This is a genomic window from Streptomyces sp. NPDC048370 (genome assembly GCF_043200825.1).
Classification (GTDB): Bacteria; Actinomycetota; Actinomycetes; order Streptomycetales; family Streptomycetaceae; genus Streptomyces.
In genome coordinates this window covers 266,469-290,844 of the sequence record NZ_JBICYI010000007.1, presented here as the reverse complement: position 1 = coordinate 290,844, position 24,376 = coordinate 266,469, and the positions used below count along the sequence as shown (strand labels likewise).

Below are 24,376 nucleotides of genomic sequence, written 5' to 3'. Positions count from 1 at the left end.
CCCCATGGTTGGAGTGTCGTGAACACAGCAGTCAGCAGACAGCGGGACTCGGTCCGACCGCTGACGGTGCCGCGTCAGGGCACGCGGCGCCCCGCCGGACCCGCCGTGTCCGACGACACCGTCACCGAACTCTGCGCGACCCTTTTCTCCTCGTTCCCCCGCAAGGACCAGCGGCAGCGTGGAGAGCAGTACCTACGCGGGCTCCTCACCACCGAAGGACGCAAGACCGCACGGAACATCGCCGCCCATCTGGGCGCGCCCGCCACCGAACAGACGCTGCATCACTTCATCGCCGACTCCACGTGGAGCTGGCGCCCCCTGCGGGCGGCGCTCGCCGCCCATCTGGAGCGGAAGTCGGCCCCCCAGGCCTGGGTCGTACGGCAGATGTCGGTGCCGAAGACCGGTGACCACTCGGTCGGCGTCGACCGGGGGTTCGCCCCGCACCTGCGGCAGTCGTTCCGGGGTCAGCAGTCCGCCGGCGTGTGGCTCGCCTCGCAGGAGATGAGCGCGCCCGTCGACTGGCGACTCGTCCTGCCCGACCAGTGGGTCCACGACCACGCGCTGCGCGACCGGGCGGGTGTGCCCCCGGAGGCGGGGGCCGAGACCCCGGAGGAGTGCGCCGTCGCGGTCGCCCTGGAGGCCACCCGGCACTGGGGGCCGCGCAGGCCGGTCCTGATCGATCTGCGGGGCGGCGACGCCCCGTCGGCCGTGGCCCCGCTGGCCGCCGCCCGTGTCCCGTTCCTCGTCCGGATCAGCGGCTCCCAGCGGCTGTCGGTCGCGGACCGCGCGATGCCGGGCTTCCGGAGCGGTCCGCTGCCCGCGCAGCAGATCCTCCAGCTGGTCAAGGGCGTCCGGCGGCCGGTGCCGTGGCAGGACGCGGCCGCCGGGCTCGCCCCCCGGATGTCGCTCGCCGCGATGGTGCCGGTGATGCTGTCGGACCGCTCCGCCGCCTCGCGCGGTCTCCATCTGCTCGGTGAGTGGAGCGACCCTTCGCGTCCGCCGTCCGCGCTGTGGCTCACCGGCATGACGCAGCCGGCCCCCGGTCCGCTGCTGCGCCTGACCAAGCTCACCCGCCGGGTGGAGGCGGACTTCGCGCGCGTCGGCGAGGAGAGCGGGCTGCGGGACTACGTGGGCCGTTCCTTCCCGGGCTGGCACCGCCACATGACCCTGGCCTCCGCCGCCCACGCGGCCGTGGTGCTGTCCCGCGTCGGCTACGACACCGGCCGGTCCACGGAGCTCGCATCGGCCTGAGGTGCCGTACCCGACCGGCGCTGTCGGCGCAGGACCTCGCGGGAGCGGTGGAGCCTCAGGGCGAGCTGCACCTCCAGGGTCCTGCCCGGCTGCTGCCAGGCGTCGCCGAGCAGGTCGGTGACCCGGTCGAGGCGGCGCGACACGGTGTTGGGGTGGACCTTCAGCACGTCGGCGGCGTGGGCCTGGCTGCCGCCGGAGGCGAAGTACGACTCCAGGGTGCCGATGAGGTCGGTGAGCCGGTCGCGGTCGTAGTCGAGGACCGGGCCGATGGCGGATCTGATGTAGCCCTCGACGTCGTGGTCGTCGGAGAGCAGCAGGCCGAGGAAGCCGAGGTCCTTCGCCGAGGCCGTGCTGCCCGCGCCGTCGAGGGCGGTCAGCGCGTCCAGGCAGCGCATCGCCTCCCGGTGCATCCGGCCGATGTCGGCCGCGCCCCGGCCCGGTCCTGCCGCGCCCACGGAGACCGGGTGGCCGAGCAGCGGGGAGAGTTGGTCGGCGACGGCACGGGCCGCGGCGGAGGCGTCCGTGCCCGGCAGGAGCAGCACGATGTGGCCGCTGTGGACCGTCTTGAGCCCGGTCATCCGGTGCGCGTAGGAGGAGGCCCACACCACGGCGCGGCCCTGTTCGCCGCCCTCGGGATGGGCGACGAGCAGGACGTGCGGCGCCTCCAGGTCGATCCCGAGGCCGCGCGCCCGCTGCACGAGGTAGTGCGTCTGGTGCCCGCTGCGGGCGTGGGCGGCGAGGAGTTCGTCGAACAGGTCGTCGCGCACGGGTCCTTCGGCGACGGCCGTGCTGCGTCTGAGGAGGAGTTGGATCGCGAAGGTCTGCGCGGTCAGCTGCAGCAGCCCCTCGTCCTCGCCGACGAGCGCCGTCGACGGGCGGAGCACCAGGACCCCCAGGTCCTCCGCGCCCGCGGTGACCGGGGCGACCCATGTGCCCCGGGCGGTGACGACGGGGCGCAGATGGGCGTGGGCGTCCAGGGCCGCCTCGGCGACGGCCGGCTCGTCCAGGTCGCCGAGGTCGCCGCTTGCGGCGAGCGGCCGGCCCGCCGGGTCGCGCAGTTGCAGCGCCGAGTCGAGCGCGTCGCCCGCGGCCTTCGCGACGGTGGTCAGGTCGGCCCCGGCGAGGACCAGGCCGAGCGTGTGGCTGTGCGCCTCGTTGAGCTGCTGCAGCCGGACCAGGCTCGTCCGCGTACGGAAGCCGTCCCGTTCGAGCCGGCCGACCTCGCCCGTGGTCTGTTCGAAGCGGCCGGCCCGCTCGACGGCGACGGCCGCGAGCGCGGCCAGCGAGGAGACGAGGCCGATCTCGTCGGGGCTGAAGTGGCGTACGGAGCGGTTGGCGCCGTACAGCACGCCGATGGCCTGCTCGCCGTTGCACATCGGCACGGCCATCAGCGCCTGCAGGCCTTCGGCCCTGACGACGTCGTCGGCGCTCGGGTCGTGCTCCACCGTGTCGTCGTCGAGGTAGTCGGCGGTCCACAGCGGCGCCCTGGCGATGAGGCTCTGGTGGCCCATGCCGTACCCGGCGGGGATGGAGTGGCCGGTGACGAGCGCGGTCGTCGAGCCGTTGGAGACGGCCACCCGGAGGTTGCCCTCCGGGTCCAGGACGGCGATGGACGTCATGTCGAAGTTGAGCAGCCGCTTGACCCGGCTGGTGGCCACGTGGAGCAGGGACTCGACGTCATGGGGCGACGTCAGGTCCCGTGCGGTGTCGACCAGGTCGGCGAGGCCGTCCTCGCGCTGCCGGCGCTGCCCCTGCCAGGCCTGCACACCCCGGGCCAGGTGCACGGCCCGCTCCAGGCGGACCAGGTCCTGGCCGGGGGTGCCGTCGCGCCGGGCCCCCTGCAGCAGCGCGTCGAACCGGCCCGCCGGGGCCTGCTCGGCGAGGAGTTCGAGGACGGCCATCAGGCCGGTGTCATGGATCTGTGGATCCGTCATGGTGTGCGAGCCCCCAGCCCGTCGTACCCGTTTCGCCCGCTATCGGTCCGAAACTAGTTCGACGGTGATCTTGCGGTCAACCAGCGACGGGAAGGGGGTGACGGGTGGGGATCGAGTGGCGCAAGGAGTGCCGGACGGACCCGATCCGGAACGTCGGGGCCTGCTCGTACGACCGTCCCGCGTGCCCCTGATCCGTGCCGCGTTCCAGCTCCGCGACCAGCGCCGCGTACTGCGGCGGCGAGCTGCGGAAGCGGGACAGGAAAACGGACAGACCGGTGTAGAGCTCGTGCCTCCGCCCGAGCCTGCGCTGTGCCTCGACCCAGAGGTCGAGGGCGCGCAGCCGGGACAGTTCGAGGCGGGCGCCGTGTGCCCGCAGGTGCGGTCCGGTCACGACCCCGGTGTACGCGTCGGCGGTCCACAACTGCAGCGCCTCGCCGAGCCGTTCGGCCGCCGTACGGTAGTCCTCCAGCTCCATGGCCCGGTAGCCGGCGCCCACCGCGCGCTGGAACATCCGGACGTCCGACGTACCGCCTCCGGTGCCGAGCCGGTACCCCCCGGCCAGCGAGACCACGACGTCGCGCGCGGTCCGGGGTCCGGGCGCGGAGGACAGCCCCGCCGCCCCCTCGCGACCGACGTCCAGTGCGTCGTCGATGAGCTCGCGGAGCTGCCGCACATGTGTCTCGATGACGTCTTGCGCGTGCCGCGGCGCGCCGTCGGGCCAGAGCTCCTGGGTCAGGACGGCCGTCGGCACGATGCGGTCGGCGTGCGCCGCGAGCAGTGCGAGCAACTGACGGGCCGACGCCGCGGTGGGGACGATCGGCGTCCCTCTCTCCTGCACGGCGAGCAAGCCCAGCACCTTCAGATCCATAGCGCCCCCTCCATGGTCACGTACCCGCTCACCATAAGATAATAATGACCACTTCGTTTTTGTAGGAGTGCATATCTTGACGGCAAGGAAACATTCCCCGGCCAAGAGCGGACACGAACGGTCGGAACGGGTCATTTCCTCCGGGCGGCGGCACGGGCTACGGCACGGGCGGCGGCGACCCGGGGCCCCGGAGGCGCCGCCGAGATCCCCCGAGGGCGGCGCCTCACCAGGTCGTCGCGATCTCCACGCCCAGCCATACGGCGCCGAGTCCGGCGGCCGGACTCCCCAGCACGTTCGCCGCCGCGTACCCCTTCGCCCCGTCCTCGTACAGCTTCCATGTCTCGTACGAGAACGTGGAGTACGTCGTCAGCGCCCCGCACAGGCCCATGCCGAGGAGGAGTTGCGCGTGGGCGGAGGAGACCCCGGTGAGCAGGCCGAGGACGAAGGAGCCGACGACGTTGACGGCGAACGTGCCCCAGGGGAACGCGGAGCCGTACCGGGCCTTGAGCGCACGGTCGGTGAGGTGGCGCAGGGGCGCGCCGACGGCCGCGCCGACGACGACGAGCAGCCAGTTCACGCCCGCCCCTCCCGCCCCGCGCGGCGGACGACCCGACGGGTCACGCCCGTCGCCACGACGACGGAGGCCAGGGCGGCCACCACCGTCGCGCCCAGGTACGCCACGCCGCGGGCCGCCTCGCCCGTGCTCAACAGCCGCTGCGTGTCGAGGGCGTACGTGGAGAAGGTGGTGAAGCCGCCGAGGATCCCCGTGCCGATGAAGGGCCGCAGGAGCGGCGGGGGCGCGGTGGCGACCTCGGCGACCAGGACCATCAGGACCCCGATCGCGGCACACCCGGTGGCGTTCACGGTGAGCGTGGTCCAGGGGAAGGCTCCGGCGGGGGTGGGCCAGGCGAGCGAGGCGCCGTAGCGGGCCGTCGCGCCGAGGGCCCCGCCGGCGGCCACGACGCCGACAACCGGCAGCTGTCCGCGGAAGTCCATGGGGCCAGGCTATGCGGCCACGACCACCCGCCGAGCTTTCCGGATAAGTTTCCGTTTCCGCGTCCGGTCGGGCACCATGGGGAGGACAGACCATCCTGGGGCGGCTTGGAGCGTGACGTCATGCAGTTCGGAATCTTCACCGTCGGGGACCGGACCACCGATCCCACGGACGGCACGACGCCGGACGACCACGAGAAGATCAAGGCGATGGTGGCCATCGCCCTGAAGGCGGAGGAGGTCGGGCTCGACGTCTTCGCCACCGGCGAGCACCACAACCCGCCGTTCGTGCCGTCCTCCCCCACGACCCTGCTCGGGCACATCGCGGCCCGTACGGAGCGGCTGATCCTCTCCACGTCCACGACGCTGATCACCACCAACGACCCGGTGAAGATCGCCGAGGACTACGCGATGCTCCAGCACCTGGCGGACGGGCGCGTGGATCTGATGATGGGGCGCGGCAACACCGGCCCGGTGTACCCGTGGTTCGGCCAGGACATCCGGCAGGGCATCCCGCTGGCCATCGAGAACTACGCGCTGCTGCACCGGTTGTGGAGGGAGGACGTGGTCGACTGGGAGGGCAAGTTCCGCAGCGCGCTGCAGGGCTTCACCTCGACGCCCCGCCCGCTGGACGGCGTCCCGCCGTTCGTCTGGCACGGCTCGATCCGCTCCCCCGAGATCGCCGAGCAGGCCGCGTACTACGGCGACGGCTTCTTCGCCAACCACATCTTCTGGCCGAAGGAACACACGGAGAACATGGTCCGGCTCTACCGGCAGCGGTACGCGCACTACGGCCACGGGACCCCCGAGCAGGCGATCGTGGGTCTGGGCGGCCATGTGTTCATGCGGAAGAACTCCCAGGACGCCGTACGGGAGTTCCGCCCGTACTTCGACAACGCGCCCGTCTACGGCCACGGTCCATCCCTGGAGGAGTACACCCGCGAGACCCCGCTCACCGTCGGCTCCCCGCAGGAGGTCATCGAGCGGACGATGTCGTTCCGGGAGTACGTCGGCGACTACCAGCGGCAGCTGTTCGTGATCGACAGCGGCGGCCTGCCCCTGAAGACGGTCCTGGAGCAGCTCGACATCCTCGGCGAGGAGGTCGTCCCCGTGCTGCGCAAGGAGATGGAGAGCCTGCGCCCGGCAGGCGTGCCCGCCGGCCCGACCCACGCGGCCCGCCGGAACGAGCGAACCGTGTAGCGAGCGGGTGGTGGCCGTGGGCGAAGGCTCCGCGCGCGGCGAGCGAGGCGGACAGGCACGGCTCCTGGCCTGGGGCATTAACCAGTGCACCGGGCCCGGCCGCCTCGTCCTGAGATGCTCGGCCCGGTCTCCACCCCGGTCAAACACCGGGCGTGGAGTCCGTCAGGTCAGTTGAGCCCGGCCGCGATCAGCAGCCCGAACGCGGCGACGATCAGCACCGTACGGATCAGGTGCAGGCCGTTCCAACGCTTCTCGAAGGCCGCCCGGACGGCGGACGGGGCCTCACCCGTCCGCTCCGAGGCGGCCAGCGCGTTGTTCAGCGGGATGTTCCCCGCGGCCGTCACCAGGTGGTTCAGGACCGCGCAGACGAGACCGGCCAGGATCAGCCACTTCTGCGTGTCCGAGCGTCCGTCGACAGGCACGAAGAACGCGGCGACCGGGAAGGCCACGACACCCAGGAACACCACCAGGAAGACCGCCTTGGGCACGTACTCGTTGATCCGCCGCATGGCGTCGACGAACGCGCCGTCGTCGAGCCGGGCCAGGGCGGGCATGATCCCGGTCAGGAAGATCAGCATGAACCCGGCGTACAGACCGGTGGAGGCGATGGCGAGAGCGAGCAGCGTGGTGGCCATGGCCCCATCATGACGCGCCCCGGTCCCGTGCGCAGCGCCTGTGGACAACCGCCGCAACCGGTCACCCGCCGCGCGCGTCAACTGTGCCCATCAGCTGTGCCGATCAGCCGCTGTACGGATCACCCGATTCCGCTCCCGTGCCCCGCTCGGGCTCGGCGCCCCGCAGCTCGGCCGCCTTCCGGATCGCCTCCGTCAGCTCCCGGACCACCTTCGAACCCGACCGGTCGGCGATCGCCCCCGAGTGCTCCGCGAGCTCCGCGAGACGCGGCGCGCCCGGCAGGGCGCCGCCCCGCAGACGGTCCGCGAAGTAGGCGGTGACGGCGGTCAGTTGCAGGCTGTCGTGGCCGGGCGCCCAGAGCGCGGGCGCGAGCGCTCCTGTCCCCACGCTGCCGGAGGCCTCGCGCGGCGCGCGGCTCTTCGGGTCGAGCCAGCGGACGGTGGCCGTGGCCAGCGGACCGCTGCGGCCCGCCCGGGTCTTCACGGCGTACAGCGCGGTGACGGTGTGACCCGCGCCGACCTCGCCGCCGTCGACCCGGTCGTTGCGGAAGTCCTCGTCGGCGACCTCCCTGTTCTCGTAGCCGATCAGCTGGAACCGCTCCACGGTCTTCGGGTCGAAGGCCACCTGCGCTTTGGCGTCACGCGCGCGCAGCTCGACGTGGGCGGGCAGCTGCTCCACGAACACCTTGCGGGCCTGCTCGGGGGTGGAGACGTACGTGGTGTGCCCGTCGCCCTTGTCGGCGAGCCGCTCCATGAACGCGTCGCCGTAGTCGCTGCCGACACCGACGCCGAAGAGCGTGATGCCGTACTCCCTGCGCTCCTCCTCGATCCGGTTGAGGATCGACTGCGCGTCGGTGTCACCGGTGTTGGCGAGGGCGTCGGAGAGCAGCACGACACGGTTCGTCGCGCCCTCGCGGTGGCCCTCGACGGCCACGTCGTAACCGGTGCGCACCCCCGCCTCCACATTGGTGGAGGAGGTGGTCCTCAGCTCGTCGACGATGCCGTGGATGCGCTCGCGCTGCCCCTTGACCCGGGTCATGGGGAGCCGGGTCTCGGCCTCGTCGCTGAAGGTGACCAGGGCGACGGAGTCGTCGTCGCGAAGCTCGTCGGTGAGGATGCCGAGGGACTCCTTGACCAGGTCGAGGCGGCCGGTCTCGGCCATCGAGCCGGAGATGTCGACGACGAACGTGAGCGCGGCGGGCGGGCGTTCGCCCTGCCGGTCCGCCGCCGCGGTGGCGAGCCCGACCCGGACGAGCGACCAGCCGTCCTCGCCGGTCCTGGCGCCGTCGACGGTCACGCCGAAGCCATCTCCCTTCGGCCGCGGATAGTCCGGGCGGAAGCTGTTGACGAACTCCTCGGGCCGTACGGACGCCGGGTCCGGCAGCCGGCCCGAGTCGAGGGTGCGCAGGGCGTAGCCGTACGAGGCGGTGTCCACGTCCAGGGCGAAGGTGGAGAGGTAGTCGGCGGGCGGACGGGCGTCCCGCTGCTCACCCTCGGGGGCGCCCTCCCGGTCCGCACCTTCGCCGCCCGTACCGCCCGAGCCGGTGCCACCCGTACCGGTGTTGCCGCCGGCGCCGGGGCGTGGCACGCCCGGCGCATGGTTGCCGCTGCCACTGCTGTCCGTGGTCCGTTTGGTGTTCCCGTTGCCCGCGCACCCGGTCAGGACCAGCCCCGCCGCCATGATCCCGGCCGCGATCCGCGCCCAGTCGTGTCGCCTCACGTCATCTCCCCCTCAGGGTCCGTCACTTGTGAATGTGACGTCCGGGGAGGGCGGAAGGAGCAGACGAGGGAGTTGCGGATGGATCTCAATGCGGCAACGGCGGCCTGCGCATTCTCCCGTGGCATGGACTCGCCATCCTCCTCAACAGGGGTTGTCACCGTGCGCAGTCGCATGCGTACATGGAGTGGCACACCGATCGGGCGGGGGTGGTCAGCGGTGGGTGAGACTGCGGGATCCGTGATGCTCGCGCGATCGGCGATGAACCGGGCCATACCGGAGGCCCAGCGGCCTCCGGGCCGTCCCGTGCGCGGTGCGCGGCGGATCAGCGCAGCCCTCGCCGGGCTGGCCTCCTCCATCCGGCACGAACTGCTGACCTTCGACGACCCGGCCGCCTCCGTCGGCCGCGCGATCCCCGAGCCGTTCCTGGAGTTGGCGGGAGCGTGCATGCGGGCCGCGGCGGAGCGGGCCCCGGAGGTCAGACGGATCGTGCCCCGCCACGCCCTCCCTCACGTGACGGGCGCGGTCCGGATACCGGGGCGGGCCAGGCTCGCGGACACGATCCCGTTCAAGATGATCGTCGTCGACCGCACGGTCGCGGCGGTCCCGCTCGATCTGGAGCTGCTCTACAACGGGATGCTGCTGATCCGCGATCCGGTCGTCGTGCAGGCCCTGGTCCGCGCCCACCACGCCAGTTGGGACGCGGGCGAGGAACTGACCGGTGCGACGGCGACCTCGAGGGCCGGGCTCCCCCCACAGCTCCGTCCGGTCCTCGAAGCCCTCCTCGCCGGACTCACCGACGAGACGGCCGCCGCCCGCCTCGGCATGTCGGGGCGTACGTACAGCCGCCGGGTCGGTGAGCTGATGCACGCCCTGGGCACGACGAGCCGCTTCCGCGCGGGCGCGGAAGCGGCTCGAAGGGGGTGGCTGTGACGGAACCACCGGCCGTGACCGTGACGGAACCACCGTGCGGGGCTACGCCGATGCGCGGGGCTACGAAACGATGTCCTTGCGCGCGAAGCCCCGGAAGGCGAGCGCGAAGAGGATCACCGCGAAGGTCACCGAGATCGCCGTGCCCTTCACCATCCCGCCCCACTCCAGCTGCGGCTGGAGCGCGTCCACCCAGGCGTACTGCCAGTGCGCGGGCACGAAGTCCCGCCAGGTGCCGAGCGCGGTGACGGCGTCCAGGACGTTGCCGATGATCGTCAGCCCGACCGCGCCGCCGACGGCGCCCAGCGGGGCGTCGGTGCGGGTGGACAGCCAGAACGCGAGCCCGGCCGTGACCAGTTGGGAGACGAAGATGAACGCGACGGCGAGCGCGAGCCGGGGCAGGGTCTCGTCGGTCGGCAGGGCGCCGCCGGTGGGCAGCTTCAGCGGCCCCCAGCCGTAGGCGACCGTGCCCGCCGCCAGCGCCACCAGCGGCAGCAGCACCATCGCGGCCGCGCTGAAGCCGAGCGCCACCGCCAGCTTGGACCAGAGCAGCCTCCCCCGGGGCACGGGTGCCGCGAGGAGGTAACGCAGTGAGGACCAGCTCGCCTCGGAGGCGACGGTGTCCCCGCAGAACAGAGCCACCGCCACCACGAGGAGGAAGCCGGCCGAGACGAAGAGACAGGTCGCGGCGAAGTTCGCCGCCGACGCCGTCGCCGTGTCCATCAGCGTGATCCGGCCGTTGCCGCCGTCGCCGTCCTGTTCCCCGCCGATCGCGAAGGCGATGATCAGGATGAACGGCAGGGCCGCGAGCACCGCGCCCATGACCAGGGTGCGGCGCCGCTTCAGCTGCCGTACGGCCTCGACGCGCAGCGGCAGGGTGCGCCGTGCACGGTAACCGGGGGCGGTCTCCACGAGCTCCACGAGCTCGGCCGGTTCAGCGGTCTTCGTGCTCATGCGGATCCTCCTCCGATCAGGGTCAGGAACGCGTCCTCGAGGCGCCGGTGCGGTCCCACACCGGTCAGGGGCACGTCCAGGCGGACGAGTTCGCCGATCAGGGCCGTGGCGTCGGCACCGTCGAGACGGACCAGGAGCCCGCCCTCGGTCCGTACCGCCGAGCCGACCCCGGGCAGCGCGCCGATCTTGTCCACGAGCGGGTCGGGGACGGTGTCCCCGAGCGTCACGAGCAGGGTGTCGCCCGCGCCGGTGATCTCGCCGACAGGACCGGCCTGCACGAGCCGCCCGCGGTCCATCACCACGAGATGGGTGCAGGACTGCTCGACCTCCGAGAGGAGGTGGCTGGAGACGATGACGGTCCGGCCGCCGGCCGCGTACCGGATCATCACGTCCCGCATCTCGCGGATCTGTGGCGGGTCGAGGCCGTTGGTCGGCTCGTCGAGGATCAGCAGGTCCGGCATGCCGAGCATGGCCTGGGCGATCGCGAGCCGCTGCCGCATGCCCTGCGAGTACGTGCGTACGGCCCGGGCGAGAGCGTCGCCGAGACCGGCGATCTCCAGGGCCTCCTCGATGTGCGCGTCGTCGGCCGGACGGCCGGTGGCCTGCCAGTACAGCTCCAGGTTGTCCCGCCCGGAGAGGTGCGGCAGGAAGCCCGCGCCCTCCACGAAGGCACCGACCCGGGAGAGGACCGGGGCGCCCGGGCGCACCGCCTGCCCGAAGACCCGGATCTCCCCGTCGTCGGGGGTGATCAGACCCATGAGCATGCGCAGAGTGGTGGTCTTCCCGGCGCCGTTGGGCCCGAGCAGCCCGAGGACCTGGCCCTGCTCGACGCGGAAGGAGAGGTCCCGTACGGCATAGCGGTCCGAGGACTTGGCGTACTTCTTCGCCAGGCCGGTGATCTGCAGCGGTACGGCGGCGAGTTCGGGGTCAGGGGCGGAGGCCGCGGCCCGGCGCCGGCCGGTCAGGAGCAGCGCGGCGGCGATCAGCGCGCCCGCGAGCGGAAGGCCCCACACCCACCAGGGCAGCGCGGCCGCCTGGGTCGCCACGGCGGGCGCCGTCGGCACGGTCAGCGGAGACTCGACGGCGACGGTGTACGTGGCCGGGACGGCCGGAGAGGCGTAGCCGAGGTCGGTGGCCGAGAGCACGAGCCGGAGCCGGTGACCGGCCTCGGCCTCGTGGTCGATCGCGGGCAGCGTCAACGCGACGCTGCGGCCCTTGGCCGCGTCCTCGACGCGGACCGGGGCGACGAGTTGCGACGGCAGCACCTGCTGGCGTCCGTCGGGCCCGACGTCGTAGACCTTGGCGAAGAGGACGGCCGAGCCGTCCGGGCTGTCCGACGTGACCTTGACGCGGACGGTCGGCGTGCCCGTGATCCGTACCGGCTCGGCCAGCGGCCTTCCGTCGAACCGCGCGTACTGGCCGGGGAAGTCGAGGGAGAAGCCGACGCCGAAGGAGGAGAGCTGGGAGAGCCCGCCGCCGATGCCGGGGACGGTGGAGATCGCGGGCGGGTTGGCCCCCGCGGGGTTGGCGAAGGACTGCGGCCGGCCGGCGTCGAACGCGACGGAGACCGGGTCGGTGCCCGGGCCGCCCGTGAGCCCCGGGTAGCGGTCGGAGCTCGCGCCGCGCAGCTGCGCCTGGCCGTCGGTGGAGTCGACCCCACCGGTGCGGCTGACGCGGAACGCGGGCCCGGTGTCGGCGCCCTTGTCCTGCTTCAGATGGCGGTCGAACCAGTCGCCGATCCTGGCCTCGACCCGCTCGCCCTCGCGGTCCCCGCCGTCGTGGCCGCCGGAGATCCAGTCGACGGCGACCGGCGCGCCGTTGGCGCCGATCGTCCTCGCCATGGCGTCGGCGTGCGTCAGCGGGAAGAGGGAGTCGCTCTGGCCCTGGACGATCAGGGTGGGGACCTTGATCCGCTCGCCGACGGCGGAGGGGCTGCGGGCTTCGAGGAGGGTCCGGGCGGCGGCGTCGGGCTTCCCCGAGACGGCGACGCGCTCGTACATGCCGCACAGCTCGGCGGTGAACCGCCCGCAACCGTCGGCGCTCTTCCCGGCCTGTGCGCTCTCCGTACCCGCGCCGGCCGAGAAGAAGATCCCGGCCCAGAGCTTCTTGAAGACGCCGTCAGGGAAGAGGGCGTCGGCGAGGTTCCAGTACGTGATCTGGGGGGCGATCGCGTCGACGCGGGTGTCGTACCCGGCGGCGAGCAGCGAGACCGCCCCGCCGTAGGAGGCGCCGGTGACGCCGACGCGCGGGTCTCCGGCCTTGTCGAGCTGGACCTCGGAGCGCTTGGCGAGCCAGTCGATGAGCCGCTGGACGTCCTTGACCTCGTGGGCGGGGTCGTTGAGGCCGATCTGCCCGGTGGAGGCGCCGAAACCGCGCGCCGACCAGGTCAGGACGGCGTAGCCGTCGCGGGCGAGCTGCTCGGCCTGGGCGCGGACGTCGTCCTTGGAGCCGCCGAAGCCGTGTCCGAGCAGCACGGCGGGCCGGCGGTCGGAGGCGGCGCCGGAGGTGAAGTACGAGGTGTCGATCCGTGCCCCGGGCATGTCGAGCAGCTGGTCCGCGCGGTGCACGGGCGGTGGTTCGTCGGAGGCGACGGCGGTCCAGGTACCGGCGCCCGCGAGCACGGCGAGGGCGGCCGTGACCGCGGCCCACCGGGGAAGTCGGAATGGCATGGTGCCGAGCCTAGGCGGGCCGCCTGTGCGACTCGGCTGCCCCGGGGCGGAAATCGGCGGCCTCCTGGAGTCGTACGCCGTACCGTCCCGTACACCAGACGCGGTATGCGCTCCTGAACGCGCGACACGAGGCGAAGGGTCCGGGATGGAGATCAGGCGGGCAACGGCGGTGTCCGAACTTCTGGCGGCGGGGCACCTCTACGACAGCCCTCCGAGGGCGGGATGGGCGGAGGCGTTCCTGGCCGCGCAGGGCCACCTGATGCTGATCGCGTACACGACGGAGGGCTTCCCGGCGGGTTTCGTGTCGGGGATCGAGATGCTCCACCCGGACAAGGGGGTGGAGCTGTGCCTGTACGAGCTGTCGGTGGACGAGGCGCACCGGCGGCGGGGCGTGGGGCGGGCGCTGACGGAGGCGCTGGTGGCGGAGGCGCGGGAGCGGGGCTGCTACGACGTGTGGGTGGGGGTGGAGCCGGACAACGAGGCCGCACTGCGGACGTACCGGTCGGCGGGGGCGCGGGAGGAGGGTGCGTTCTCCATGCTGACCTGGGAGTTCGAGGTGAAGGACCGGTGAGGGGAGGGAACGCACTCTTGTACGACCCATGACAACACGAGACTCTGTGGCGCACCACACCCGCCCGTACTTCCGGTAACCCGGACAACGAGAGGTTCAGGTGCCCCACCACATGCCCCGGATACCCCGTCGAGCCGTAGCGCTCGTGCCCGTCCTCGCGCTCGCCGCCGGCCTCCAGTTGGCCGTCTCCCCCGCGGCTCAGAGCGCCCCGGTCGTAGGCGATCTCCGCCTGGCACCGGCTTCCCTGGCAATCGAGAACAGCTGGATAGTCGTCCTGAAGGACGGCTCGACCCGCGCGGCGGACTTCGGCGTGACGCCGAAGCACGAGTACACGAAGGTCCTGAAGGGCTTCTCGACCACCCTGTCGAAGGCCAGGGCGTCGGAGCTCGCCAAGGACCCGCGCGTCGCGTACGTGGAACAGAACGCAACGGTCCACATGACCGAGACGCAGCCGGGCGCGACCTGGGGCCTGGACCGCGTGGACCAGCGCGACCTCCCGCTCTCCACGACGTACACCTACACCACGCAGGCGTCGAACGTGACGGCGTACATCATCGACACGGGAATCCGGACCTCGCACAGCGAGTTCGGCGGCCGGGCGACGGTGGGCACGGACACGGTCGGCGGCGGCCAGAACGGTCAGGACTGCCAGGGCCACGGCACGCACGTCGCGGGCACGGTCGGCGGCGCGAAGTACGGCGTCGCCAAGGGCGCGAAGCTGGTGGCGGTACGGGTCCTGGACTGCAACGGGTCCGGTACGACGGCCGGGGTCATCGCGGGCGTCGACTGGGTCACGGCCAACGCGGTCAAGCCGGCGGTCGCCAACATGAGCCTGGGCGGGGGCACGAACGCCTCGCTGGACGACGCGGTGAAGCGCTCGATCGCGTCGGGCGTCACGTACGCGGTCGCGGCGGGCAACGGCAACTTCCTGGGCCTGCCGGCCCGGGCCTGCAACTACTCCCCGGCGCGCGTCCCCGAGGCGATCACGGTCGGCGCGACGGACTCCGCCGACAAGCGGGCCTCGTTCTCCAACTACGGCACGTGCGTGGACCTCTTCGCCCCGGGCGTCTCGATCACGTCGGCGTGGAAGGACAACGACACGGCGACGAACACGATCTCGGGCACGTCGATGGCCACCCCGCACACGGCGGGCGTAGCGGCCCTCTACCTCTCGGCCAACCCGACGTCGACCCCGGCCCAGGTGAGCAAGGCCCTGGTGGACAACGCCACCCCGGGCAAGGTCCAGAACCCCATGACGGGCTCCCCGAACAAGCTCCTGCACTCGCTCTTCTGACACCTACCCGCCGAGATGCCCGAGGAGCCCCGTACCCCCCAGGTACGGGGCTCCTCGGCACACCGGCGAACCAGACGAGCACGTCGTCCGTGTGACGTACGCTCAGCTGTGCGACGGTGACGCCGCACCACCCGTAGCCATCGGGACCGACATGCGCCGTGGGGGGCGGTAGATGAGCGAGTTGTACGGAGGCGAGGGCACGGAGACCCGGCCGCCCGAGCCCGAGATACCCGATCCGCCCGCAGAGACGGACGACACCGGGGAGCCGGTCGAGCCGACGGAGGACGCGTCGGCGGAGTCCGGCCTGGAGGACACCTCTGACGGCGGGGATGCGGAGCCCGAGGAACCGGAGGACCCGGAATCCGTCCAGCAACGGATCGACGAGCTGGACGACCGGAAAGGCGGCGAAGGACATGCCCCGGGGCGACACCTGGACGTGACCGAAGGCCAATTGAAGGACCGCCTCGGTAGACCGATCCTGGAGAACGGGTCACCCAAGTTGTACGGCCCCGCCTCTCAGTACGTAGGCCACATGAAGCTGGAAGAGCAGAACGATCCGCTCACGAACAGCACGGTGGACGGCGTGCATGGCGGAGTGCACCGCTGCGGCGCATACGCGACCAAGTTCGAGAACCCTGAGGACTTGGTGACCGCAGACGAATACTGCCGTAAGTACATCGAAGACAACGGGATTCCGCCCGACAAGGTACCCATCGAGGATGTCCTCGGCGAGGACGGCCATGAACGCTGCCAAGGCCTCTACCTCGACCCGTCCGATCCGGACACCGCTCTCGAGGTGGACTTCGAAGGCGGGTTCATCAAGCCTGTCTACCACTTCCGCGACGGAGCCTGGCAACTGCATACCATGTACCCGAATCCCGCCTATAAGAGACACCCTTAGGAAGCCTGTCCATGAATGAAGAACTCCGCCGTTTCATCAGCGTCTATCTTCAACAGGAAGTGGCGTACGACGACTTGTCGGCGACCCGCGAGACGTTGGAACACTTCAAGCCCGAATGGAAGGCTGCAGTTCGGGAGGGACTGCTGTCCGTCCTGAACGAGAAGCAACTCACGGCGGAGGAGTACGAATCTCTCACGGCCATCGAATTCGAGACCGATGACGCCCTTCACGCATACCTGCAGGATGTCTACGACTTCCTGTTCGCAGGAAGTGAGAAGCAGCCCGCCCCTCCGGAAGACTGACGGTCACGGGATTCGGGGTCGACCGACGCACGCAGGTCCGGGCCCAGGGGCCCGGCTCGCCGTGCGCGCAGCGCGCAGCGCGCAGCTCGCAGCTCGCAGCTCGCAGCTCGCAACCAGAGACCCCCGTCGGCCGGAGCCGACGGGGGTCAACGGTGGGTGGGGTGGGTCAGTGGTTGCGGGGGAAGCCCAGGTCTACGCCTGCCGGGGCGTCCGAGGGGTCCGGCCAGCGGGTGGTTACCACCTTGCCGCGGGTGTAGAAGTGGACGCCGTCGTTGCCGTAGATGTGGTGGTCGCCGAAGAGGGAGTCCTTCCAGCCGCCGAAGCTGTGGTAGCCGACGGGGACCGGGATCGGGACGTTCACGCCGACCATGCCGGCCTGGATCTCCAGCTGGAAGCGGCGGGCCGCGCCGCCGTCGCGGGTGAAGATCGCGGTGCCGTTGCCGAACGGCGAGGCGTTGATGAGGGCCACACCCTCCTCGTACGTCTCCGCGCGCAGCACGCACAGCACCGGGCCGAAGATCTCGTCCTGGTACGCCTTCGCCGTGGTCGGGACCTTGTCCAGGAGCGAGAGGCCGATCCAGTGGCCGTTCTCGTGGCCGTCCACCGTGTAGCCGGTGCCGTCGAGGACGACCTCGCAGCCCTCGTCGGCCGCGCCCTTCACGTACGAGGCGACCTTGTCGCGGTGGACGGCCGTGATGAGCGGGCCCATCTCGGAGGTCGGGTCGTTGCCGGGGCCGATCTTGATCTTCTCGGCGCGCTCGCGGATCTTCTCCACCAGCTCGTCGCCGATCGCGCCGACCGCGACGACCGCCGAGATCGCCATGCAGCGCTCACCGGCCGAGCCGTACGCCGCCGAGACCGCCGCGTCGGCCGCCGCGTCCAGGTCCGCGTCCGGCAGGACCAGCATGTGGTTCTTCGCGCCGCCCAGCGCCTGGACGCGCTTGCCCGCCGCCGAGGCCGTCGTGTGGATGTGGCGCGCGATCGGGGTCGAGCCCACGAAGGAGATCGCCGAGACGTCCGGGTGCTCCAGGAGGCGGTCCACCGCCACCTTGTCGCCGTGCAGGACGTTGAAGACGCCCTCCGGCAGCCCGGCCTCCGCCAGCAGCTCCGCGATCTTCAGGGACGGCGAGGGGTCCTTCTCGCTCGGCTTGAGGATGAAGGTGTTGCCGCACGCGATGGCCAGCGGGAACATCCACATCGGCACCATGGCCGGGAAGTTGAACGGCGTGATGCCGGCGACGACACCGACCGGCTGGCGGATCGAGGCCACGTCGACGCGGTTCGACACCTGCGTCGACAGCTCGCCCTTGAGCTGCGTGGTGATCCCGCACGCCAGGTCCACGATCTCCAGACCGCGGGCGACCTCGCCCAGCGCGTCCGAGTGCACCTTGCCGTGCTCGGCGACGATCAGCTCGGCGATCGCGTCGCGGTTGGCGTCGAGCAGCGCGCGGAACTTGAACAGGACCGTGGTGCGCTGCGCCAGCGACGCCGTGCCCCAGGTCTCGAAGGCGGTCTTCGCGGCGGCCACCGCCGCGTCGACCTCCTCGACCGAGGCGAGCGCCACCTGCGTGGTCACGGCACCGGTGGCCGGGTCGGTGACCGGGCCCCAGTTGCCCGACGTGCCCTCGACGGTCTTGCCACCGATCCAGTGGTTGACGGTCTTCGTCATGACGAATTGCTCCTTCAGAGATGGCGGCGTCGGGCGGTGACGTGCCGGTCGTACTCCTCCCGGGCCTTGACCGCCGACGGGCGGGTCGAAGTCTCGGCCACGGGCACATCCCACCATGCCTGGGCGGGAGGCGGGCCCGACACAGTGTCTGCCGTTTCGGTCTCCACGTAGACACATGTGGGGACGGTGGCCGACCGCGCGTCGGCCAGGGCTTCCCGCAGGTCACGTACGGTACGAGGGGCCAGCACCCGCATCCCGAGGGAGGCCGCGTTGGCCGCCAGGTCGACCGGGAGCGGCGCGCCGGTGAAACCGCCGTCCCTCGCCCGGAAGCGGTAATCGGTGCCGTAGCGCTCACCTCCCACCGACTCGGAGAGCCCTCCGATGGACGCGTACCCATGGTTCTGCAGGATGACCACCTTGATGGGCAGTGCCTGCTGGACGGCTGTCACGATCTCGGTGGGATTCATGAGGTATGTACCGTCGCCCACCAGGGCCCACACCGGTCTGCCGGGCGCCGCGATCGCCACTCCGATCGCCGCCGGGATCTCGTAGCCCATGCACGAGTACCCGTATTCGACGTGGTACTGGTCCGAGGACCGGGCCCGCCAGAGCTTGTGGAGGTCGCCGGGGAGCGAGCCGGCCGCGTTGATCAGGATGTCGCTGTCGTCGACCAGAGTGTCGAGTGCGCCGAGGACCTGCGCCTGGGTGGGCCGCGCCTCCTCGTCGGCGGCGGTGTACGCGGCGGTGACCCGCTGCTCCCAGCGCGCCCGCTCCTCGCGGTACGCCTCCGCGTACGCCGGGGCGACCGTGTGGCCGTCCAGCTCCGCGTGGAGGAGTTCGAGGCCCTCGCGGGCGTCCCCGACCAGCGGCCGGGCGGCCAGCTTGTGGGCGTCGAAGGACGTGACGTTCAGGTTGACGAAGCGGACATCGGGGTTCGCGAAGAGCGTCGCGGACGCGGTGGTGAAGTCGGAGTAGCGGGTGCCGATGCCGAGGACGAGGTCGGCGGAGCGGGCGAGTCCGTTCGCGGTCGCGGTCCCGGTGTGGCCGAGGGCGCCGACGTCGGCCGGGTGGCCGTACGGCAGGGCGCCCTTGCCGGCCTGGGTGACGGCGACGGGGATGCCGGTGGCGGCGGCGAAGACCCCCAGGGCCGTCTCGGCGCCGCTGTACTTGACCCCGCCGCCCGCCACGATCAGCGGGCGCTCCGCCGCGCGAACCGCCCGTACGGCCTCGGCGAGTTCGCCCTCGTCCGGCTGCTGCCTGCGCACCCGCCAGACGCGCTCGGCGAAGAACTCCTCCGGCCAGTCGTACGCCTCCGTCTGGACGTCCTGCGGCAGGGCGAGGGTGACGGCTCCGGTCCGTACGGGGTCGGTGAGGACCTCGACGGCGGCGAGCGCGGCCGGGATCAGCGCCTCGGGGCGGGTGATCCGGTCGAAGTAGGTCGAGACCGGTCGCAGACAGTCGTTGACCGACACATCACCGGCGTACGGGACTTCGAGCTGCTGGAGGACGGGGTCGGCGGGGCGGGTCGCGAAGGTGTCGCCGGGCAGGAGCAGGACCGGGAGGCGGTTGATCGTGGCGAGCGCGGCGCCGGTGACGAGGTTGGTGGCGCCCGGGCCGATGGAGGTGGTCACGGCGTGCGCGGAGAGCCGGTTGGACTGGCGGGCGTAGCCGACGGCGGCGTGCACCATGGCCTGTTCGTTACGGCCCTGGTGGTACGGCATGGCGTCGGCGTACTCGACGAGGGCCTGGCCCATCCCTGCGACGTTCCCGTGGCCGAAGATGCCCCAGGTCGCGGCGATCAACCGGCGGCGGACGCCGTCGCGTTCGGTGTACTGCGCGGCGAGGAACCGCGTCAGGGCCTGTGCGACGGTCAGCGCGGTCACTTGTATCCCTCCGTGTGGTCCGGGTGGAAGCAGATCTTCCACTCCCGGTCGGGTCCTGGTCCTGCCATCACGTTCAGGTAGTACATGTCGTGCGCCGGCTGCGCGATCGACGGGCCGTGCCAGCCGTCGGGCACGAGGACGGCGTCGCCGGTGCGGACCTCGGCGAGGAGGTCGGCGCCGCCGGGTCGGGAGGGGGAGATCCGCTGGTAGCCGACTCCGCCGTCGGCGATCTCGAAGTAGTAGATCTCCTCGAGCTCGGACTCGACGCCAGGGCGGTGCTCGTCGTGCTTGTGGGGCGGGTAGGACGACCAGTTCCCGCCGGGGGTGATCACCTCGACGGCGATCAGACGGTCCGCCTCGAAGACGCCGGCGGCGGCGAAGTTCCGTACCTGCCGGGCCTGGTTGCCGCTGCCGCGGGCCTCGACGGGTACCTCCGGCGCGGGGCCGTAGCGGGCGGGGAGTCGTCGCTCGCACTTCGCTCCTGCCAAAGCGAAGCGGCCTCCCGCACCGGAGGCGATCTGGACCCGTGCGTCGCGGGGCACGTAGGCGAAGTCGGACACTCCGCCGAACACGCTCTCGCGGCCCAGGAGTTGAAGCGTCTGGCCGTCGATCTGCACCGTACAGCCGCCGGTGAGCGGAAGCACGATCCACTCGCTGTCCCCGGTGTCCAGGAGGTGGGTGGCTCCCGGGCCGAGTTCGAGGACGCGCAGTGCGGAGTGCCCCCAGCCTGCCCGGTCGGGGTCGACGTGGAGGGCGTACGGCCCGTCGGAGGCGCTCCCGGCGGGCAGATGGAGTTCGTGGTGATCGTTCACGCGTGCAGGGTCCTTCCTACCGTCTCGCGCAGCAGGCGCGCAGCGGTATCGACGGCTCCGGCCACATCGCCGTCCTCGGGGTAGAGCAACGCGCGGCCGACGACGAGGCCCCGGACGGTGGGCAGGCTCAGCGCGCGGCGCCATTTCTCGTACGTGACGTCCTGGGCGTCCGGCCCCGGCCCCGGGTCTCCGCCGAGGAGGACGACGGGCAGTGTGGTGGTCGCCAGGACGCGGGCCATGTCCTCGGGGTGGTCGGTGACGGGGACCTTGAGCCAGGTGTAGGCGGAGGTGCCGCCGAGGCCGGAGGCGACGGCGAGGGAGGTGATGACGGACTCCGCGGAGAGGTCGTTGTGGAGCCGGCCGTCCTGGTCGCGGTGGCAGAGGAAGGGTTCGACGAAGACGGGCAGGCGCAGGGCGGCCATCTCGTCGACGGCGCGGGCGGCGGCGTGCAGGGTGGCGAGCGAGCCGGGGTCGTCCGGGTCGATCCGCAGGAGGAGCTTGCCTGCGTCGAAGCCCAGCCGGGCGAGGTCCTGGGGGCGGTGGCCGGTGAAGCGGTCGTCGAGCTCGAAGGAGGCGCCGGCGAGGCCGCCGCGGTTCATCGAGCCGACGGCGAGGCGGTCGTCCAGGGCGCCGAGCAGGAGGAGGTCGTCGAGGATGTCGGCGGAGGCGAGGACGCCGTCGACGCCGGGCCGGGAGAGCGCGAGCCGGAGCCGTCCGAGGAGGTCGGCGCGGTCGGCCATCGCGTACGGGCGCGCGCCGACCCCGAGGGCGCCCCGGGCGGGGTGGTCGGCGGCGACGATCAGCAGCCGGTCCCGCTCCTCGAAGAGCTCCCGCGTCCGCCGCCGCGCGGCAGCCTCGGCAACGGCCTCGGGATGCCGGGCCCGCACGGTGACCAGCCACTCGACGTCGACGGCTTCGTGCACATCGACCACAGGAACGGCCCGCGCGAACCGCCTCGGCGGCGCGGGGTGCGCGGCCCGGCGGAGGGGGTCGGGGGTGTTGGGGGTGTTGGGGGTGTTGGGGGTGTTGGGGGGCGCGGAGGGGTCGGCGGGGGCGTCGGGGGTTCCCCCGGGCCTGGCCGGGGCGTCCGAGGGTGCGGGCTTCGAGGTGTCCGGAGGAGCGGCCGGGGCGTCCGAGGGTGCGGGCTTCGAGGTGTCCGGAGGAGCGGCGGGGGCGTCCGAGGGCGGGGGCTTCGAGGCGTCCGAGGGCGGCCGGGGCTCCGAGGCGTCCGGAGGCGCGGGCGCGGGTGGTGCGGGCGTGGGTGTCGCCTTCGGGCCGCTCGCTCGGCGGTGGGCCGCTCGGGTGCGCCAGGTGTCGGCGGGGTGGTCGGTCATGGAGTGCGCTCCGGGAGCGTGCCGGTGCCGGTGGTGAGGGCCAGGTCGATCTCGTCGGCGTGGGGCATCGCCGGGGAACAGGCGAGGCGGCCGGCCACGATGGCGCCCGCCGCGTTGGCCCGGCGCAGGGTGCGGTCCAGGTCCCGGCCGGCGAGCAGCCCGTCGCACAGCGCCCCGCCGAACGCGTCGCCCGCGCCGAGGCCGTTGACCACCTCGACCGGCAGGGGCGCGACCTCCGCGCTCTCCCCGTCGGCGGTCAGGGCGAGGACGCCCTTGGGGCCCTGCTTGACGACCGCGAGGCTCACCCCGGCGGCAAGGAGCGCGCGGGCCGCCGCGTACGGCTCGCGCTCGCCCGTCGCGACCTCGCACTCGTCCAGGTTCCCGACGGCGACCGTGGCCGTCGCCAGGGCCTCCCGGTAGAGCGGTCCCGCCTCGGACGGGTCGGGCCAGAGCGTCGGCCGCCAGTCCAGGTCGAGCACGGTCAGCTCCCGGCCGCCCCGCTCCCGCAGGGCGCCCAGCGTCGCCGCCCTGCTCGGCTCGACGCTCAGCCCCGTCCCGGTCACCCAGAACGCCCGGGCCGCGCGGATCGCCGCGAGGTCCAGCTCCTCCGGACGGATCTCCAGGTCCGGCGCCTTGGGGAGGCGGTAGAAGTGGATCGGGAAGTCGTCGGGCGGGAAGATCTCGCAGAACGTGACCGGCGTCGGATACTCCCCGACCGCCGTCACCCACCGGTCGTCGACCCCGTACCCGCGCAGCTCCTCGTGCAGGTACTCCCCGAACGGGTCCGCCCCGGTCCGGCTCACCAGCGCCGTCCGCCGCCCGAGCCGGGCCGCCGCGACGGCCACGTTGGCGGGCGAGCCGCCCAGGTACTTCCCGAAGGTCTCCACCCGGGCGAGCGGAACGCCGACCTGGAGCGGGTAGAGGTCCACCCCGAGACGCCCCATCGTGATCAGCTCGTACGGCTCCGGCTCCGCATCCACGCGCGCCACCTCTCACCTCGGCCCCGCACCCAGGTCTAGCCGTCCGCCCCGAACCCTGTCAACGCTATGTCCTTACATTCGGACGAGCGTCTTGACGCGTCGTTCCGGGCGCGGTCAAGGTGGCTCTCATGACGAAGCCGTCGCCGCTGTCCCGCATCCGTATCGGCTCCGCCCCGGACTCCTGGGGCGTCTGGTTCCCCGACGATCCCCGGCAGGTCCCCTGGCAGCGCTTCCTCGACGAGGTCGCCGACGCCGGTTACGCCTGGATCGAGCTCGGCCCGTACGGCTATCTGCCCACCGATCCCGCGGTCCTGGCCGAGGAGACGGGCCGCCGGGGCCTGCGGGTCTCGGCGGGCACGGTCTTCACCGGGCTGCACCACGGGCCGGCCGTCTGGGAGAAGACCTGGGCCCATGTCGCCGACAACGCGGCGCTCGCGCAGGCGATGGGCGCCGAGCACCTCGTCGTCATCCCGTCCTTCTGGCGGGACGACAAGACGGGCGAGGTCCTGGAGGACCGCACGCTCACCCCCGAACAGTGGCGGAATCTCACCGGTCTGACCGAGCGCCTGGGCCGCGAGGTCCAGGACCGCTTCGGGCTGCGGATCGTCGTCCACCCGCACGCGGACACCCATGTCGACAGCGAGGAGAACGTGGCCCGGTTCCTGGACGGGACCGATCCGGACCTGGTCTCCCTGTGCCTGGACACCGGGCACTACGCGTACTGCGGCGGCGACAGCGTCAAACTGATCGAGACGTACGGCGAGCGCATCGGCTACCTCCACCTCAAGCAGGTCGACCCGGAGGTCCTCGCCGGGGTGATCGCCGACGAGGTGCCCTTCGGCCCGGCCGTGGCCCGGGGCGTGATGTGCGAGCCGCCCTCCGGAGTACCGGCCCTGGAGCCGGTCCTCGCGGCGGCTCAGGCGCTCGACGTGGAGCTCTTCGCCATCGTCGAGCAGGACATGTACCCGTGCGAGCCCGACAAGCCGTACCCGATCGCCGTCCGCACCCGCCGCTTCCTGCGCTCCTGCGGAGCGTAGAAACCTCCCGAACGCCTTCCGCCACGCCGATGTGACCATGCGTCGCTTACGTCACATCCGTCCCCCTGTCGTCACACATATCTCCATTACGCGGGCTTTACGTCACAGCCGATCGACAGCCGCTCTCCTCCCGTTGGAAGGGGTCGTTGCAGGGGGCACAGGCTCAGTGATCGCCAGCGCCCGCCCCGCAGCTCCCCCGAACGGCACCCCCGCCGCCGCTGCGAGGTGGGCAGGGAGGTGCCACGCATGACGGACCGAAGGCTCTGGTCGTACAAGGACATCGCCGCGCACATCAAGGTGCAGCCGGACACCGTCCGCTCCTACCGGAAGCACGGCCTCCTGCCGCCGCCCGACCATGTCGAGTCCGGCAAGCCCTACTGGTACGCGGACACGATCCGCTCATGGGTGGCCAACCGCCCCGGCAACCGGAGCCGCCACTGACGCG

22 protein-coding genes are annotated in these 24,376 nt (G+C 72.1%); 9 read left to right on the top strand and 13 right to left on the bottom strand.

Annotated features, from left to right (window positions below):
- The first annotated feature begins 18 nt into the window (after positions 1–18).
- The gene (locus ACGFYP_RS18370) at positions 19–1,251 is read left to right on the top strand and encodes an IS701 family transposase (RefSeq protein ID WP_393494089.1); all 1,233 of its coding nucleotides are present in this window, start codon (positions 19–21) and stop codon (positions 1,249–1,251) included.
- Here the strand turns inward: ACGFYP_RS18370 and ACGFYP_RS18365 are convergent.
- The 4 genes from ACGFYP_RS18365 to ACGFYP_RS18350 form a co-directional block, all read right to left on the bottom strand.
- On the bottom strand, positions 1,212–3,185 hold the full coding sequence (locus tag ACGFYP_RS18365; protein WP_393494086.1) for a GAF domain-containing protein: 1,974 nt from the start codon (positions 3,183–3,185) through the stop codon (positions 1,212–1,214). The genes ACGFYP_RS18370 and ACGFYP_RS18365 overlap by 40 nt on opposite strands.
- Positions 3,186–3,261: 76 nt before the next feature.
- Positions 3,262–4,053, bottom strand: coding sequence for a BTAD domain-containing putative transcriptional regulator (locus tag ACGFYP_RS18360; protein ID WP_393494082.1), 792 nt, complete (start codon positions 4,051–4,053; stop codon positions 3,262–3,264).
- Between the two features lie 223 nt (positions 4,054–4,276).
- Complete coding sequence (gene crcB / locus ACGFYP_RS18355) at positions 4,277–4,630, bottom strand: fluoride efflux transporter CrcB (RefSeq protein WP_393494079.1); 354 nt, start codon at positions 4,628–4,630, stop codon at positions 4,277–4,279.
- Positions 4,627–5,049 carry a CrcB family protein gene (locus ACGFYP_RS18350; RefSeq protein WP_393494076.1) on the bottom strand — a complete coding sequence of 141 codons (423 nt, stop codon included), beginning with the start codon at positions 5,047–5,049 and terminating at the stop codon, positions 4,627–4,629. The genes crcB and ACGFYP_RS18350 overlap by 4 nt, the downstream gene beginning before the upstream one ends.
- A gap of 120 nt (positions 5,050–5,169) precedes the next feature.
- On the opposite strand from ACGFYP_RS18350, the gene ACGFYP_RS18345 reads away from it, so the two are divergent.
- Positions 5,170–6,246, top strand: a complete 1,077-nt coding sequence (locus ACGFYP_RS18345; protein WP_393494073.1) for an LLM class flavin-dependent oxidoreductase — start codon at positions 5,170–5,172, stop codon at positions 6,244–6,246.
- A gap of 167 nt (positions 6,247–6,413) precedes the next feature.
- Here the strand turns inward: ACGFYP_RS18345 and ACGFYP_RS18340 are convergent, their stop codons facing one another.
- Both ACGFYP_RS18340 and ACGFYP_RS18335 read right to left on the bottom strand, forming a co-directional pair.
- Positions 6,414–6,881, bottom strand: coding sequence for a DUF1772 domain-containing protein (locus tag ACGFYP_RS18340; RefSeq protein WP_361968925.1), 468 nt, complete (start codon positions 6,879–6,881; stop codon positions 6,414–6,416).
- 103 nt (positions 6,882–6,984) lie between these two features.
- The gene (locus ACGFYP_RS18335) at positions 6,985–8,559 is read right to left on the bottom strand and encodes a von Willebrand factor type A domain-containing protein (protein ID WP_393494361.1); all 1,575 of its coding nucleotides are present in this window, start codon (positions 8,557–8,559) and stop codon (positions 6,985–6,987) included.
- Positions 8,560–8,838: 279 nt separating this feature from the next.
- Between ACGFYP_RS18335 and ACGFYP_RS18330 the strand changes: the two genes are divergently transcribed.
- Entirely contained in the window at positions 8,839–9,528 is a 690-nt protein-coding gene (locus tag ACGFYP_RS18330; RefSeq protein WP_393494069.1) for a DNA-binding response regulator, read from the top strand.
- Between the two features lie 60 nt (positions 9,529–9,588).
- Here ACGFYP_RS18330 and ACGFYP_RS18325 read toward each other — a convergent pair whose 3' ends face one another.
- The gene (locus tag ACGFYP_RS18325) at positions 9,589–10,479 is read right to left on the bottom strand and encodes an ABC transporter permease (RefSeq protein ID WP_393494066.1); all 891 of its coding nucleotides are present in this window, start codon (positions 10,477–10,479) and stop codon (positions 9,589–9,591) included.
- Positions 10,476–13,148 carry an alpha/beta fold hydrolase gene (locus ACGFYP_RS18320; RefSeq protein WP_393494063.1) on the bottom strand — a complete coding sequence of 891 codons (2,673 nt, stop codon included), beginning with the start codon at positions 13,146–13,148 and terminating at the stop codon, positions 10,476–10,478. The genes ACGFYP_RS18325 and ACGFYP_RS18320 overlap by 4 nt, the downstream gene beginning before the upstream one ends.
- A gap of 145 nt (positions 13,149–13,293) precedes the next feature.
- Here ACGFYP_RS18320 and ACGFYP_RS18315 point away from each other — a divergent pair, with 145 nt between their 5' ends.
- From ACGFYP_RS18315 to ACGFYP_RS18300, 4 genes are all read left to right on the top strand, one after another.
- Positions 13,294–13,719: a GNAT family N-acetyltransferase gene (locus ACGFYP_RS18315; RefSeq protein WP_393494060.1), complete on the top strand. Its 426-nt coding sequence runs from the start codon at positions 13,294–13,296 to the stop codon at positions 13,717–13,719.
- Between the two features lie 112 nt (positions 13,720–13,831).
- Positions 13,832–15,013 (top strand): S8 family peptidase, encoded by a 1,182-nt coding sequence (locus tag ACGFYP_RS18310; protein WP_393494057.1) that lies wholly within the window; start codon positions 13,832–13,834, stop codon positions 15,011–15,013.
- A gap of 172 nt (positions 15,014–15,185) precedes the next feature.
- The gene (locus ACGFYP_RS18305) at positions 15,186–15,914 is read left to right on the top strand and encodes a hypothetical protein (protein WP_393494055.1); all 729 of its coding nucleotides are present in this window, start codon (positions 15,186–15,188) and stop codon (positions 15,912–15,914) included.
- Between the two features lie 11 nt (positions 15,915–15,925).
- Entirely contained in the window at positions 15,926–16,216 is a 291-nt protein-coding gene (locus tag ACGFYP_RS18300) for a hypothetical protein (RefSeq protein WP_393494053.1), read from the top strand.
- A gap of 166 nt (positions 16,217–16,382) precedes the next feature.
- On the opposite strand, the gene mmsA is transcribed toward ACGFYP_RS18300, so the two are convergent.
- The 5 genes from mmsA to iolC form a co-directional block, all read right to left on the bottom strand.
- Complete coding sequence (gene mmsA / locus ACGFYP_RS18295) at positions 16,383–17,885, bottom strand: CoA-acylating methylmalonate-semialdehyde dehydrogenase (protein WP_361968911.1); 1,503 nt, start codon at positions 17,883–17,885, stop codon at positions 16,383–16,385.
- A gap of 14 nt (positions 17,886–17,899) precedes the next feature.
- On the bottom strand, positions 17,900–19,768 hold the full coding sequence (iolD, locus tag ACGFYP_RS18290; protein WP_393494049.1) for a 3D-(3,5/4)-trihydroxycyclohexane-1,2-dione acylhydrolase (decyclizing): 1,869 nt from the start codon (positions 19,766–19,768) through the stop codon (positions 17,900–17,902).
- Complete coding sequence (iolB, locus tag ACGFYP_RS18285; RefSeq protein ID WP_393494046.1) at positions 19,765–20,580, bottom strand: 5-deoxy-glucuronate isomerase; 816 nt, start codon at positions 20,578–20,580, stop codon at positions 19,765–19,767. The genes iolD and iolB overlap by 4 nt, the downstream gene beginning before the upstream one ends.
- Positions 20,577–21,503: a deoxyribose-phosphate aldolase gene (locus tag ACGFYP_RS18280; RefSeq protein ID WP_393494358.1), complete on the bottom strand. Its 927-nt coding sequence runs from the start codon at positions 21,501–21,503 to the stop codon at positions 20,577–20,579. The genes iolB and ACGFYP_RS18280 overlap by 4 nt, the downstream gene beginning before the upstream one ends.
- Positions 21,504–21,910: 407 nt before the next feature.
- Positions 21,911–22,858, bottom strand: a complete 948-nt coding sequence (gene iolC / locus ACGFYP_RS18275; RefSeq protein WP_393494355.1) for a 5-dehydro-2-deoxygluconokinase — start codon at positions 22,856–22,858, stop codon at positions 21,911–21,913.
- Positions 22,859–23,022: 164 nt separating this feature from the next.
- On the opposite strand from iolC, the gene ACGFYP_RS18270 reads away from it, so the two are divergent.
- Together ACGFYP_RS18270 and ACGFYP_RS18265 are read left to right on the top strand one after the other, a co-directional pair.
- Positions 23,023–23,931, top strand: coding sequence for a sugar phosphate isomerase/epimerase (locus tag ACGFYP_RS18270; protein ID WP_361968901.1), 909 nt, complete (start codon positions 23,023–23,025; stop codon positions 23,929–23,931).
- A 246-nt stretch (positions 23,932–24,177) separates the two neighbouring features.
- Positions 24,178–24,372, top strand: a complete 195-nt coding sequence (locus tag ACGFYP_RS18265) for a helix-turn-helix transcriptional regulator (protein ID WP_393494042.1) — start codon at positions 24,178–24,180, stop codon at positions 24,370–24,372.
- The last annotated feature ends 4 nt before the right edge of the window (positions 24,373–24,376 follow it).

Excerpts from the sequence above, each read along its gene's own strand:
- ACGFYP_RS18270 (WP_361968901.1), top strand. The coding sequence starts at position 23,023 with ATGACGAAGCCGTCGCCGCTGTCCCGCATCCGTATCGGCTCCGCCCCG.
- ACGFYP_RS18320 (WP_393494063.1), bottom strand. The coding sequence starts at position 13,148 with ATGCCATTCCGACTTCCCCGGTGGGCCGCGGTCACGGCCGCCCTCGCC.
- ACGFYP_RS18335 (WP_393494361.1), bottom strand. The coding sequence starts at position 8,559 with ATGGCGGCGGGGCTGGTCCTGACCGGGTGCGCGGGCAACGGGAACACC.
- ACGFYP_RS18360 (WP_393494082.1), bottom strand. The coding sequence starts at position 4,053 with ATGGATCTGAAGGTGCTGGGCTTGCTCGCCGTGCAGGAGAGAGGGACG.
- ACGFYP_RS18345 (WP_393494073.1), top strand. The coding sequence starts at position 5,170 with ATGCAGTTCGGAATCTTCACCGTCGGGGACCGGACCACCGATCCCACG.
- ACGFYP_RS18310 (WP_393494057.1), top strand. The coding sequence starts at position 13,832 with ATGCCCCGGATACCCCGTCGAGCCGTAGCGCTCGTGCCCGTCCTCGCG.
- ACGFYP_RS18330 (WP_393494069.1), top strand. The coding sequence starts at position 8,839 with ATGCTCGCGCGATCGGCGATGAACCGGGCCATACCGGAGGCCCAGCGG.
- ACGFYP_RS18305 (WP_393494055.1), top strand. The coding sequence starts at position 15,186 with ATGAGCGAGTTGTACGGAGGCGAGGGCACGGAGACCCGGCCGCCCGAG.
- iolC (WP_393494355.1), bottom strand. The coding sequence starts at position 22,858 with ATGGGGCGTCTCGGGGTGGACCTCTACCCGCTCCAGGTCGGCGTTCCG.
- ACGFYP_RS18315 (WP_393494060.1), top strand. The coding sequence starts at position 13,294 with ATGGAGATCAGGCGGGCAACGGCGGTGTCCGAACTTCTGGCGGCGGGG.
- ACGFYP_RS18325 (WP_393494066.1), bottom strand. The coding sequence starts at position 10,479 with ATGAGCACGAAGACCGCTGAACCGGCCGAGCTCGTGGAGCTCGTGGAG.
- ACGFYP_RS18300 (WP_393494053.1), top strand. The coding sequence starts at position 15,926 with ATGAATGAAGAACTCCGCCGTTTCATCAGCGTCTATCTTCAACAGGAA.
- ACGFYP_RS18265 (WP_393494042.1), top strand. The coding sequence starts at position 24,178 with ATGACGGACCGAAGGCTCTGGTCGTACAAGGACATCGCCGCGCACATC.
- ACGFYP_RS18340 (WP_361968925.1), bottom strand. The coding sequence starts at position 6,881 with ATGGCCACCACGCTGCTCGCTCTCGCCATCGCCTCCACCGGTCTGTAC.
- mmsA (WP_361968911.1), bottom strand. The coding sequence starts at position 17,885 with ATGACGAAGACCGTCAACCACTGGATCGGTGGCAAGACCGTCGAGGGC.
- ACGFYP_RS18350 (WP_393494076.1), bottom strand. The coding sequence starts at position 5,049 with ATGGACTTCCGCGGACAGCTGCCGGTTGTCGGCGTCGTGGCCGCCGGC.
- ACGFYP_RS18365 (WP_393494086.1), bottom strand. The coding sequence starts at position 3,185 with ATGACGGATCCACAGATCCATGACACCGGCCTGATGGCCGTCCTCGAA.